The following is an 11,970-nucleotide window of genomic DNA, read 5'->3' as shown; positions in this document are numbered from 1 at the left end:
ATGCTAATGGTTGTTGTCACATGGGATGACCCAGGTCACCCTAACTACGCGTGGACGGACAGCCCCACTCGCTGGAACTCCTTGAGGTCGCAGTACCCGGCCTTGGCCATCGCGCGGCGCAGGGCGCCCACGAGGTTGAGCTCGCCGAACGGGTCGTCGGACGGACCGTTCAGGACGCGCTCGAGGCTGGGACGGTCGGCGTTGCCGGCCACCTGGAGCAGTGCGCCCCGCGGGGTGTCGGGGTGGGCGGCGGCCGACGGCCAGTACCAGCCACCACCGGGCGCCGACGCGGAGGCGGCGAGCGGCGTGCCGAGCACGGCGGCGTCGGCACCGCAGGCGATGGCCTTGATCAGGTCGCCCGAGTTGTGGATGTCGCCGTCGGCGATGACGTGGACGTAGCGTCCGCCGGTCTCGTCGAGGTAGTCGCGGCGGGCGGCAGCCGCGTCGGCGATGGCGGTGGCCATCGGCACGCCGATGCCCAGCACCTCACCGGTGGTGGTCGCACCCGCAGCCGAGCCGTAGCCGACGATCACGCCGGCCGCACCGGTACGCATCAGGTGCAGTGCGGTGCGGTGGTCGTGCACGCCGCCGGCGATCACCGGGATGTCGAGATCGGCGATGAAGGTCTTCAGGTTCAGCGGCTCGCGGGCACCCTCGCCGTCGACCTGGGCGACGTGCTCGGCCGAGATGATCGTGCCGTGCACGACGAGCAGCTCGACACCGGCCTTGAGCAGTGCCGGGGTCAGCTCAGGTGCGTGCTGTGGGCTGACCCGGACCGCGGTGGTGACACCCGCGTCGCGTACCTGCGCCACGGCCTCGGCGAGGAGTCCGCTGTCGAGGGGTGCGGCGTGCAGCTTCTGCAGATGACGCACTGCGGCATAGGGATCGGGATCGCCGGCGGCGATGGCGGCCAGCTCCTCGAGCTTGGCGTCGACGTCGCGATGCCGGGCCCACAGTCCCTCGCCGTTGATCACGCCGAGAGCACCGAGCTTGCCCAACTCGATGGCCACCGACGGCGACACCAGCGCGTCGGTCGGGTGGCTCAGGATCGGCGACTCGAACCGGTAGGCATCGATCTGCCACGCGGTGGAGACGTCCTTGGAGGAACGGGTCCGACGGGACGGGACGATGCTGATGTCGTCCAGTTCGTAGGTCCGTCGGGCCGTCCGGCCCATGCCGATTTCGACGAGGTCACGCACCAGTGCGCCTTTCTGGGGAGTTCAGCTCTGGGAGTTCAGCTGCACAACGACCCTACGACGTCCCCGGTCCGGGCAGACCGGCGGGAACGACCGCGGGGATGTCAGCGGGAATAGTAGTTGGGCGCCTCGGCGGTGAGGGTGATGTCGTGCGGATGCGATTCCTTGAGCCCGGCCGCGGTGATCTGGACGAAGCGCGCGGACTGGAGGTCCGTGATCGACGACGAACCGGTGTAACCCATCGCCGCGCGCAGGCCCCCCACCAGCTGGTGAATCACCTGGGACAGCGGACCGCGGAACGGCACCCGTCCCTCGATGCCCTCGGGGACCAGCTTCTCCTCCTTGAGGACGTCGTCCTGGAAGTAGCGGTCCTTGGAGTACGACTTGGCCTGGCCGCGTCCCTGCATCGCGCCGAGCGAACCCATGCCGCGGTAGCTCTTGAACTGTTTGCCGTTGACCAGCACCAGCTCACCGGGCGCCTCGGCGGTGCCGGCGAGCAATGAGCCGAGCATCGCGGTCGATGCGCCGGCCGCGAGGGCCTTGGCGATGTCGCCCGAGTACTGCAGACCGCCGTCGGCAATCACCGGGATGTCGGCCTTCTGGCAGACGGCGACGGCCTCGAGGATCGCGGTGATCTGCGGTGCGCCGACACCGGCCACGACGCGGGTGGTGCAGATGGAGCCCGGTCCGACGCCGACCTTCACGGCATCGGCACCGGCGTCGATGAGGGCCTGTGCGGCCTCACGGGTGGCGACGTTGCCGCCGACGACGTCGACGCGGTCGCCGACCTCGGCCTTCAGCTTGGCGACCATGTCGAGCACCAGGCGATTGTGCGCATGGGCGGTGTCGACGATGATCACGTCGACACCGGCATCGGTCAGCGCCATCGCGCGGTCCCACTGGGGTCCGCCGGTGCCCACGGCCGCGCCAACGAGCAGACGGCCGTCGGAGTCCTTGGTGGCGTTCGGGTGCTGTTCGGTCTTGACGAAGTCCTTGACGGTGATCAGACCGGTGAGGCGACCGTTGCCGTCGACGATCGGCAGCTTCTCGATCTTGTTGCGACGCAGCAGCCCGAGGGCGGCCTCGGCGGAGACCCCCTCCTGCGCGGTGATGAGCGGCGCCTTGGTCATGACCTCGGCGACCGGACGGTTCTGGTCGACCTCGAAGCGCATGTCGCGGTTCGTGATGATGCCGATCAGCTCGTCCTTTTCGTCCACGACCGGCAGGCCGGAGATGCGGTAACGCGCGCACATCGCGTCGACCTCGGCGAGGGTGTGGGTCGGCGAACAGGTGACCGGGTCGGTCACCATGCCGGCCTCGGACCGCTTGACGGTCTCGACCTGGGCCGCCTGCGCCTCGATGGAGAGGTTGCGGTGCAGCACGCCCATACCGCCGGCGCGCGCCATCGCGATGGCCATGCGAGACTCGGTGACGGTGTCCATCGCCGAACTCACCAGCGGCACGCGCAGGGTCACGTTCTTGGTCACCCGCGAGGAGGTGTCGACCTCACTGGGGATCACGTCCGAGGCCGAGGGCAGCAACAGGACGTCGTCGAAGGTCAGGCCGAGCATTGCGACCTTGCCGGGATCGTCTCCACCGGTACGAACATGCGTCATCGGTCCATCGTATCGACTCACCTGATGCGGCGATCGTCACACGTGCACTACGGAGCCGATGCGGTATCCGGGAGCCGTGTTCCCGCCTCCCCGCACCCGCCGTATATCGCCCGAATACCTTCGGAGGCCTGCGGCGTAACAGCCCGGGAATCCGCTACGGTGGTGGTGTGCGTGACCACCTGCCACCCGGCCTCCCGCCGGATCCGTTCGCCGACGACCCGAGCGACCCCGCTTCCGCATTGGACAGCGTCGAGCCCGGCATCCCGTTGGACGAGAACGAGCGGCTGGCGGTCGAGGAAGACCTGGCCGACCTCGCCGTCTACGAGGCACTGCTCGCCCACCGCGGCGTCCGGGGCCTCGTCGTCGTCTGCGACGACTGCCACGAGGACCACTACCACGACTGGGACATGCTCCGCGCGAACCTGATCCAGCTCCTCATCGACGGCACCGTACGTCCGCATGAGCCAGCCGTCGACCCGCGCCCCGACGCCTACGTCACGTGGGACTACTGCCGCGGCTACGCCGACGCCCGCAACCACTACGACGAGGGCCGCTGACCGACCCTCGGGTTCGCTCACCGACACCACTCACTCACACGACTGCGCCCGTACCGATCCGGTACGGGCGCAGTCGTCTGTGGAGTTGGGCGGTCTAGCGCGGCTGACCCTCCGACGCGTCGACGCCAGGCGGCGGCGTCCACGGGAACGCCGGGAAGTCGGCCGGGGTCCGCGTCATCGACGAACTCGTCGATGGCACCTCCTCGGTCGGCTCGCTGGGCGGGCTCGACGGCACGGGCTGCTCGCTCGGACCGGGCTCCTCGACCGGGCCGGGCACCTCGGTCGTGGGCGTGGTGGTCACAGAGATGTCGGAGGGCGACGGCCGCCCCGACCGGTTGCGTACGTCCGGCTCGGAGACGGGTGCACCCGACTCGGTCACCCCGGGTACCGACGGACCGGTGGTCGTCGTCGCGTCCGCGGTCGGCGGCAGGCCGGCTCCGGCGCGAAGCCGGTTCATCCAGTTCGACATCTCCTCACGGGTGTCCTTGTCGCGCATCGGCCCCATGCTGCCCTGGGCCTTCGCGATGAAGCTCGCCGCCGCAGCGGTGTCGCCGGCCGCGATCGCCGCCTCGGCACGTTCGAGATTCGCGCGCACATCGTGGGCCGCCTGCGTCTCCGACGCCGCCTCGGCGAACACGACCTGCTTGACGCCCCACAGCGGGTCACCCGGCTGCGAGCCCTCGGACAGGACGGTCAGGCCGGCCGCCGCCACGATGACGATCGCCGCCGCACCGGACACGACGCGCAGGTGACGGACCATGCGCCGGCCACGGCTCGCGCGTTCGGTGCTCGCGATCGCCCGCTCGACGTCGTCGACGGAGACCAGTTCCGGCGTCGGGGTCGATACGACCTCGTTGCGCCAGCCCGAGAGAAGTTCTGCGAGTTCGTATTCCGCGCTGTCACGCGTGGGGACGGGGGCGTCGTGGGAGAGCGCCTCGAGGAAGTTCTCGTCGAAGCCGACCTCGGAGAGGTCCAGGGACTCCCCGCCGACGCCCAGTCCGGCGTCGAGGTCGTCGCGGGCGGACGCGGGTCCACCGGTGGACGGGCCACTCGGACCGGGTCCCCGACCATGGGCCGGCGGCCGGCCGGGACGGCCGATCTGCTCACGCCCGTGGACGGAGCGACGATGGCGCCAGTCAGATTCTCCGCTCATCGTGACCTCCTGTCCGTTTCAACTCGTCCTTCAACTTCGCCAACGCCCGGTGCTGGGCGACTCGAACCGCACCTGCGGTGCTTCCGATCATCTGGGCCGTCTCCTCGGCCGACATGCCGACGACCAGCCGGAGTACCAGCACCTCGCGCTGCTTCTCCGGAAGTATGTCGAGCAGGGCGCGCATCCGCCTGCTGCCGTCGGCGTCGAGGGCGAACTGCTCCGGTCCGCCGGTGACGTGACCGACCTCGGGCACGTCCTCCACCGGATCGGACTTGACCCGCATGGCGTCGGCGACCTTGTGTGAGGTGATGCCATAGACGAAGGCCATGAACGGCTTGCCCTGGTCCCGATAACGGGGCAGCGCGGTCATCACCGCCATCAAAGCCTCCTGCGCGATGTCGTCTGCGGAGAACAGGTGACGTTCTCCGATTCCGATTCGCCCTCGGCAATAGCGCAGGATCGGTTCCTGCACGCTTTCGAGGACTGATGTGAGAGCTGCACGATCGCCCTGGCCCGCGGCCCGGACGGCGTCGTCCAACTCACCACCTGTCAGCTTCATCGCGCGTAGGAATCCCCGTGTTACAGATCGGTTGACCGTTTGTGAGCCGGTCCTGTTACGGGCCCCGACACCCCTGAACGTCACGTCAACGCCGAGGCAGACCCTCAAACACCTTAGCCATCAGCCCTCGGGCTTCAGCGCCATGCCCTTGCCGATCAGCGTGGCGCGAAGGTCCCGGTACCTCTTCTCCTCCGAGGCCGACGCCGCACCGATGCCGGTCAGCAGGCTCAGCGCCGCCCACTCCAGGGGCAGCAGACCGCGTTCACCTGCGCCGACGATGACATCGCGGGCCCGCGCGGCCGAGGCCTCGACCTCCCCCACACCGGCGAGGGCCGCCGCACGGACGAGAGAGGTCTTCACGCGGTGCCGCGCCGGTACGTCGGAGATACCCGACAGATGCCGGACGAGCTCGTCGCCGGCCTCCGCGTGCGACAGCCCCGCTGCCACGTCTCCGGAATAGAGCCCGAGTTCGGCGCTGACCCACTCCCAGCGCAGCCGGCACCGTGCGTGTGTGAGCCAATCCATCTCGTCTGCCGAGGCCTGCTCTCCCGAGGCATCGCAGAACAGCGTCCGCGCCCGGTCGAGCAGTCGCGCCGACGCTCCGAAACGAAAGAGGCCGAGGTTGTCCGCCGCCAGACCGATGAGCGCGTCGGCGCGTGCCGCCCGTACCCGGTCGGCGGCTGCCCCGATGCTTCGTGCCGCATCGACCGCCGCGACGGTTGCGTACGCGAGGCCGTCGAGTTCCTGCGCAAGGTCGTGGCGTCCACCCTGCCGCAGTAAAGAGGCCGTCGTGCTGCGGCACAGTGACAGCAGCGCCGCTGCCGCGGGGTCACGCGGCATCGGTCCGTGCACGGACGTCACGTCCGCACCCAATCGCTCCAGTTGGGTGAGCGCCGCGGCGTACTCACCGCGGCCCCCCGCCTCGACGGCGGCCTCCCAACGCAGTTCAGAGGCCATGTCCGGGCCTTGGGAAGTGGTCTTGATCACTGGTTCTCTTTTGGTTTGCATGAATTTAACGAACGATTCCCAACGTTAATCCTGAGACCAGATCACCGGCGGATGATAGAAAGATTTCCCCGGTGTTAACCGTTGACATGGCCGTCGTTTGCCGAACGCCGCACACGCACCCTCCCGGCGAATGACACACTGCCCGATACTCGCAGGTCATCGACCACTCCTTTCGTCCGGTCAGAGGGCATGCGGGCCGCTGGGAGGCACTGTGCTAACGACTTCCGGCCGTCTAACCCGCCGTTAACATTTCCGAGACTTTCACGCGGTGGATGACCGATTTCGACGGTATTGACTGCATTTCTCAGGCCCGCTTAATGTGAGCGACAGCGTTGCAGGAAGTCGACGTTTCTCCACCGAGCACCTCGGTGCGGCCCTAGACAAGGAGCAGCTGCCATGCCTCAGCCCAACCATCTCCCCGGCCCCAACGCAGACATCTGGGACTGGCAGATGTCCGGCCTCTGCCGCGGCGTCGACTCTGCGATGTTCTTCCATCCTGACGGTGAACGCGGCCGTGCGCGCGCCCAGCGTGAGCGTCGCGCCAAGGAGATGTGCCACCAATGCCCCGTCATCGCCCAGTGCCGCGAGCACGCACTCGCCGTGGCCGAGCCCTACGGAATCTGGGGCGGGCTCTCCGAGTCCGAGCGCAGCATGCTGATGAAGCGCGGTGTCGGCCGCCGGATGGCGAGCTGAGCAGTCCGTAGCCGCCGGCGGAGAGGGACCCGCCGACGATCAGGGCCACCGCGTCACCACCGCGAACGACACGGGAGCCGGGCATCCGCAGAGGATGCCCGGCTCCCGTGTTGTGTACTACCGGTGCGATGCGCTCAGATCAGTGGGCGTGACCGTGTCCGGCGTGGCCGGCCGGCTCCTCCGCGGGCTGATCGGTGATCGCGGTCTCGGTGGTGAGCACCATGCGGGCGACCGACGCGGCGTTGACGACCGCGGAACGGGTCACCTTCACCGGGTCGATGATGCCCTCGCCGACGAGGTCACCGTAGGTGAGGCTCGCAGCGTTGAAGCCCTCGTTCTTGCCGAGGTCGGTGACCTTGGAGACCACGACTGCCCCGTCGAGACCGGCGTTGGAGGCGATCCAGAACAGCGGCGCCTTGGCAGCGTCCCGGACCACGCGGACGCCCAGCGCCTCGTCGTCGGTCAGCGAGGCGGCGAGCTCGTCGAGCACCTTCGATGCCTGGACGATGGCCGAACCACCGCCGGGGATGATGCCTTCCTCGACCGCGGCCTTGGCTGCGGCGACGGCGTCCTCGACGCGGTGCTTGCGCTCCTTGAGCGAGGTCTCGGTGGCCGCACCGACTCGGATGACGGCCACGCCGCCGGCCAGCTTGGCCAGACGCTCGGCGAGCTTCTCCTTGTCCCAGTCGGAGTCCGACGCCTCGATCTCGCGACGCAGCTGCGCGGCGCGACCGGCGATGGCCTCCTTGGTGCCCGCGCCCTCGACGATCGTGGTGGCGTCCTTGGTGACGACGACACGACGCGCCGAACCGAGGACCTCGAGGCCCACAGTCGACAGGGTGAGGCCTACGTCCGAGGTGACCACGGTGCCGCCGGTGACGACCGCCAGGTCCTCCATGAAGGCCTTGCGACGGTCACCGAAGAACGGCGACTTCACCGCGACGGCGCGGATGGTCTTGCGGATCGAGTTCACCACGAGGGTCGACAGCGGCTCGCCCTCGACGTCCTCGGCGACGATCAGCAGCGACTTGCCCGCCTCGACGACCTTCTCCAGCAGCGGCAGGAACTCCGGCAGCGAGCTGATCTTGTCGCGGTAGAGCAGCACGAGTGCGTCCTCGAGGACCGCTTCCTGGCTGTCGACATCGGTGACGAAGTACGGCGAGAGGAAACCCTTGTCGAACTGCACGCCCTCGGTGATGTCGAGTTCGGTCTGCAGGCCGGAGCCCTCTTCGACGGTGACGACGCCGTCGGCGCCGACCACGCTCATCGCCTTGCCGACCATCTCGCCGATCTCCTCGTCACGCGAGGAGACGGTGGCGATCTGGGCGATGGACTGTTCACCGGCGACCGGGGTGGCGGCGGCCAGCAGGGCCTCGCTCAGGGCGTCGGCGGCCTTGCTGATGCCCTGGCCGAGTGCGATCGGGTTGGCACCGGCGGCGACGTTGCGCAGCCCGGCCTTGACCATCGCCTGCGCCAGAACGGTTGCGGTGGTGGTGCCGTCGCCGGCGACGTCGTTGGTCTTGGTCGCGACCGACTTCACCAGCTGGGCACCGAGGTTCTCGAAGGGATCCTCGAGGTCGATGTCCCTGGCGATGGTGACGCCGTCGTTGGTGACGCTCGGTCCGCCGAAGGCCTTGGCGAGCACCACGTGTCGGCCACGCGGGCCGAGGGTGACCTTCACGGTGTCGGCGAGCTGATCGATGCCTCGCTCGAGCGCCCGCCGCGCGGTTTCGTTGAATTCAATCTGCTTGGCCATGAATCTCTTTCTTCACGGGAGTCGTCCGGCACAACGCACACCGCCCCGGTACCCCTGCACGGGGAGCCGGGGCGGTGCGTCGAGTCACGAGATGACTCGCGGGGTCTGTGTGGCCCGAGTCCTACTTGCCGATGACGGCGAGGACGTCGCGCGCCGAGAGGATCAGGTACTCCTCGCCGGCGTACTTGATCTCGGTGCCGCCGTACTTGCTGTAGATGACGGTGTCACCTTCCTTGACGTCCACGGGGACGCGGTTGCCCTGCTCGGTGACCCGGCCCTCGCCGACGGCGATGACGGTGCCCTCCTGCGGCTTCTCCTTGGCGGAGTCCGGGATGACCAGGCCCGAGGCGGTGGTCGTCTCGGCCTCGACGGCCTGCACCAGGATCTTGTCCTCAAGCGGCTTGATGTTCACGCTCGCCACGATGTGAGTCCTCAACTTTCGTACTGAGAAAGAATCTGCACGTTCATGGCCCTGGGACAAAACCTCGTCGTCGCGGGTGTCCGAGGCTTCACTCAGCGCCGACTAGCACTCTATACGTGCGAGTGCCAGCACTCAAGGGTGGAGGGTGCAAAATGCCGGAGTTTCGCTCGCGGCGATCGCAGGCTCAGCGGCGTCGACACAGCCGGAGAGGACTCAGAGCTGACTGACGCGCACCGACATCGCCGGGTCGGAGGCCACCGTGAGCGGCGACGGTGCCGCGCCTCCGGCGATCACGTGCGCACCGAGGGTGGCGATCATGACCCCGTTGTCGGTGCAGAGTCGCGGCTTGGGCACGCGCAGCGTGATCCCGGCGGCCGCGCAGCGTTCCTCCGCGAGCGACCGGATCCGCGAGTTGGCGGTGGCCCCGCCGCCGAGGACCAGGGTGTCGACCCCCAGATCGCCGCACGCACGGACCGCCTTCATGGTGAGCACGTCGGCGACGGCCTCCTGAAACGACGCCGCGACGTCGGCCACCGGGACCTCCACCCCGTCGCGCTCACACTTCTCCACATACCGGGCGACCGCGGTCTTGAGACCGCTGAACGAGAAGTCGTTGCGGGCGTCGCGTGGCCCGGTCATCCCGCGGGGGAACGCGATGGCCTTCGGGTCGCCGTCCCGGGCGGCGCGATCGAGGGCCGGGCCGCCGGGGAAACCGAGGTCGAGGAGTCGGGCGACCTTGTCGAAGGCCTCCCCCGCCGCGTCGTCGACCGTGGTGCCGAGTTCGACGATCGGCTCGGCGAGATCGGTGACGTGCAGCAGATGGGTGTGCCCGCCCGACACGAGCAGGGCGACGCACTCGGGCATCGGACCGTGTTCGAGGGTGTCCACCGCGACGTGTCCGCCGAGATGGTTCATCGCGTACAGCGGCACATCCCAGGCGAGTGCGTAGGCCTTGGCCGCGGCGACGCCGACGAGCAGCGCACCGGCGAGCCCGGGTCCGATGGTGACGGCGATGGCGTCCGGTCGGTCGATACCGGCGGCCTCACGGGCGCGACGCATCGTCGGCACGATGGCCTCGAGGTGTGCGCGCGAGGCGATCTCGGGGACGACACCGCCGAAGCGGGCGTGCTCGTCGACGCTCGAGGCGACCTCGTCGGCGAGCAGCGTCGCGAAGCCTGGGGCGTCGCCGTCGGCCGGCGTCCAGCGCACGATCCCGACTCCGGTCTCGTCGCAGGAACTCTCGATGCCCATGACGATCACGCCGGGCCCTCCTCGGGATCGAGCGGCCGTCCCGAACTCGGGACCCGCAACATCGTGTAGGCATCCGCGCCGGACGGCTGATAGTAGTTCCGGCGGATTCCGGCAGTACTGAAGCCGTGCCGGGAGTACAGGGTGATCGCGACGTCGTTGTCGGTGCGCACCTCGAGGAAGACCGGTGCGTCGACGGCGTCGGCCACCGTCAGCATCGCCTCCAGCAGGGCCCTCCCGATACCCCGTCCGCGATGGGCGGGATCGACTGCGATCGTGTGGATCTCGCACTCGTAGGCATCGGGCTGACCGAGCGTGGAGATCCCGGCGTAACCGATGACCTCACCGCCCGCGCGTTCCCGCGCCGCGAAGTAGGTGTTGTAGGGCGCGTTGAGTTCGGCCCGGAACGCCGACGCCGGCCACGGCGAGTCCTCGGCGAACATCTGCTTCTCCAGCGCCGCGCACTTCGGGATGTCGCCGTAGGTCAGCGCGTCGATGATCAATTCCGGTGCCGTCACCGCGCGGCCCCCAGTTTCCGGGACTTCTGCTCAACCGCGTCGGGGCGTCGGAGGTACAGCGGCACAAGGGGTTCGGGAATTTCGCCGGCGACGATCTCGGAGGCGGCCGCCGCGACGAGTCCGCGCGCCGACGGCACGGTGGCCTGCGGCGGCGCACCCGTCCAGCCGACCGATTCCAGGTGGACCGCCGAACCCGACGCCGCGCCGACCTCACCGGCGGTGAAGACCGGGGACAGCTCCTCGGCGACCGTCGCCGGGGCGGTGACCTCGGGTCCGCGCACCCGCGCACCGTCGCGGTACAACGCCCAGTACACCTCTCGGCGACGGGCGTCGGTGACGACGAGGACGTCGGGGCGCTCGGCGGGCGGGGTCGTGTCGAGAGCGAGGGCGTCCAGCGAACACACACCGTGGGCCGGGATGCCGAGTGCGTCGGCGAAGGCCGCACCGGTGGCCATACCGACGCGCAGTCCGGTGAACGGCCCGGGGCCGCATCCGACGACCACCGCGGCCAACGCGTCACGGGAGATCCCGGACTCGGTAAGGCATTCCGCGATCAGGGTGGTGAGCAGTTCCGCGTGCCGGCGGTGGTCGGTGACCACGCGTTCGGCCAGCACCCGCACCTCGCCGGCCGTCCCACCGGTCAACTCGACGACCCCGGTGACCACCGAGTCGGTCGCGGTGTCGATCGCCAGCACCGTCCGCGCCGCGTCGGGGCCCCGTTCACCGGAACTCATTCTTCACCCCACCCACTCCCATTCCACATGTCGCACATCGGTGTCCACGTCGCGGCGCAACCGCACCACGAGGTAGCGCTGCGCCAGCCGCTCGGCCACACCTTCACCCCATTCGACCACGACGACCGCGTCGGTCAGCTCGGTGTCCAGGTCGAGGGCGTCGAGTTCGTCGAGACCGCCGCGCGCCAGGCCACCTTCCCCGTCGCCGGCCAGCCCGAGCCGGTAGGCATCGACGTGGACCATCGCCGGACCGCCGGGACGGCCCGGCCGGTGCTCACGCGCGATGATGAAGGTCGGCGACGTGACCCGGCCCTCGATTCCCAGACCGGCGCCGATCCCGCGCGCCAGGGCGGTCTTGCCCGCACCGAGCGGACCGTCGAGGATCACCAGGTCGCCCGGGGACAACACGGTCGCGAGTTCGACACCGAACGCCTCGGTGTCGGCGACCTCCGGCAATTCGCGGGTCCCGGTGCGGTCGGTGACCGGCGTCGGGCGCATTCCGTCTGGGGTG

13 protein-coding genes are annotated in these 11,970 nt (G+C 69.2%); 2 read left to right on the top strand and 11 right to left on the bottom strand.

The window, feature by feature from the left end:
• Positions 1-44: 44 nt before the first annotated feature.
• Positions 45-1,199: a GuaB3 family IMP dehydrogenase-related protein gene (locus RVF83_RS13955; protein ID WP_005195872.1), complete on the bottom strand. Its 1,155-nt coding sequence runs from the start codon at positions 1,197-1,199 to the stop codon at positions 45-47.
• A 101-nt stretch (positions 1,200-1,300) separates the two neighbouring features.
• Positions 1,301-2,812: an IMP dehydrogenase gene (gene guaB / locus RVF83_RS13950; RefSeq protein ID WP_005195871.1), complete on the bottom strand. Its 1,512-nt coding sequence runs from the start codon at positions 2,810-2,812 to the stop codon at positions 1,301-1,303.
• A gap of 167 nt (positions 2,813-2,979) precedes the next feature.
• Here guaB and RVF83_RS13945 point away from each other — a divergent pair, with 167 nt between their 5' ends.
• Positions 2,980-3,369, top strand: a complete 390-nt coding sequence (locus tag RVF83_RS13945; protein ID WP_005195870.1) for a DUF5319 domain-containing protein — start codon at positions 2,980-2,982, stop codon at positions 3,367-3,369.
• 94 nt (positions 3,370-3,463) lie between these two features.
• Here the strand turns inward: RVF83_RS13945 and RVF83_RS13940 are convergent, their stop codons facing one another.
• From RVF83_RS13940 to RVF83_RS13930, 3 genes are all read right to left on the bottom strand, one after another.
• On the bottom strand, positions 3,464-4,522 hold the full coding sequence (locus RVF83_RS13940; protein ID WP_005195869.1) for an anti-sigma-D factor RsdA: 1,059 nt from the start codon (positions 4,520-4,522) through the stop codon (positions 3,464-3,466).
• Complete coding sequence (locus RVF83_RS13935) at positions 4,506-5,081, bottom strand: sigma-70 family RNA polymerase sigma factor (protein ID WP_039880060.1); 576 nt, start codon at positions 5,079-5,081, stop codon at positions 4,506-4,508. Before RVF83_RS13935 ends, RVF83_RS13940 begins: the two co-directional genes overlap by 17 nt.
• A 120-nt stretch (positions 5,082-5,201) precedes the next feature.
• Positions 5,202-6,068, bottom strand: a complete 867-nt coding sequence (locus RVF83_RS13930; protein ID WP_005195866.1) for a hypothetical protein — start codon at positions 6,066-6,068, stop codon at positions 5,202-5,204.
• A gap of 417 nt (positions 6,069-6,485) precedes the next feature.
• Between RVF83_RS13930 and RVF83_RS13925 the strand changes: the two genes are divergently transcribed.
• On the top strand, positions 6,486-6,782 hold the full coding sequence (locus tag RVF83_RS13925; RefSeq protein ID WP_005195856.1) for a WhiB family transcriptional regulator: 297 nt from the start codon (positions 6,486-6,488) through the stop codon (positions 6,780-6,782).
• Between the two features lie 139 nt (positions 6,783-6,921).
• Here RVF83_RS13925 and groL read toward each other — a convergent pair whose 3' ends face one another.
• The 6 genes from groL to tsaE all read right to left on the bottom strand — a co-directional run bounded on the left by groL (position 6,922) and on the right by tsaE (position 11,957).
• Positions 6,922-8,538, bottom strand: coding sequence for a chaperonin GroEL (gene groL, locus RVF83_RS13920; RefSeq protein WP_005195854.1), 1,617 nt, complete (start codon positions 8,536-8,538; stop codon positions 6,922-6,924).
• Between the two features lie 121 nt (positions 8,539-8,659).
• Positions 8,660-8,959, bottom strand: coding sequence for a co-chaperone GroES (groES, locus tag RVF83_RS13915; protein ID WP_004019185.1), 300 nt, complete (start codon positions 8,957-8,959; stop codon positions 8,660-8,662).
• Positions 8,960-9,172: 213 nt separating this feature from the next.
• Positions 9,173-10,219, bottom strand: coding sequence for a tRNA (adenosine(37)-N6)-threonylcarbamoyltransferase complex transferase subunit TsaD (gene tsaD / locus RVF83_RS13910; protein ID WP_005195853.1), 1,047 nt, complete (start codon positions 10,217-10,219; stop codon positions 9,173-9,175).
• Positions 10,216-10,725, bottom strand: a complete 510-nt coding sequence (gene rimI / locus RVF83_RS13905) for a ribosomal protein S18-alanine N-acetyltransferase (RefSeq protein ID WP_005195851.1) — start codon at positions 10,723-10,725, stop codon at positions 10,216-10,218. Before rimI ends, tsaD begins: the two co-directional genes overlap by 4 nt.
• Positions 10,722-11,459, bottom strand: a complete 738-nt coding sequence (gene tsaB / locus RVF83_RS13900) for a tRNA (adenosine(37)-N6)-threonylcarbamoyltransferase complex dimerization subunit type 1 TsaB (protein ID WP_005195844.1) — start codon at positions 11,457-11,459, stop codon at positions 10,722-10,724. Before tsaB ends, rimI begins: the two co-directional genes overlap by 4 nt.
• A 3-nt stretch (positions 11,460-11,462) precedes the next feature.
• Positions 11,463-11,957: a tRNA (adenosine(37)-N6)-threonylcarbamoyltransferase complex ATPase subunit type 1 TsaE gene (gene tsaE / locus RVF83_RS13895; protein WP_005195843.1), complete on the bottom strand. Its 495-nt coding sequence runs from the start codon at positions 11,955-11,957 to the stop codon at positions 11,463-11,465.
• Positions 11,958-11,970: the final 13 nt, after the last annotated feature.

Source organism: Gordonia rubripertincta, from assembly GCF_038024875.1.
Taxonomy (GTDB): domain Bacteria; phylum Actinomycetota; class Actinomycetes; order Mycobacteriales; family Mycobacteriaceae; genus Gordonia; species Gordonia rubripertincta.
Note: the sequence above shows the minus strand (reverse complement) of the source record. Positions and strands in the feature narration are given on the sequence as shown.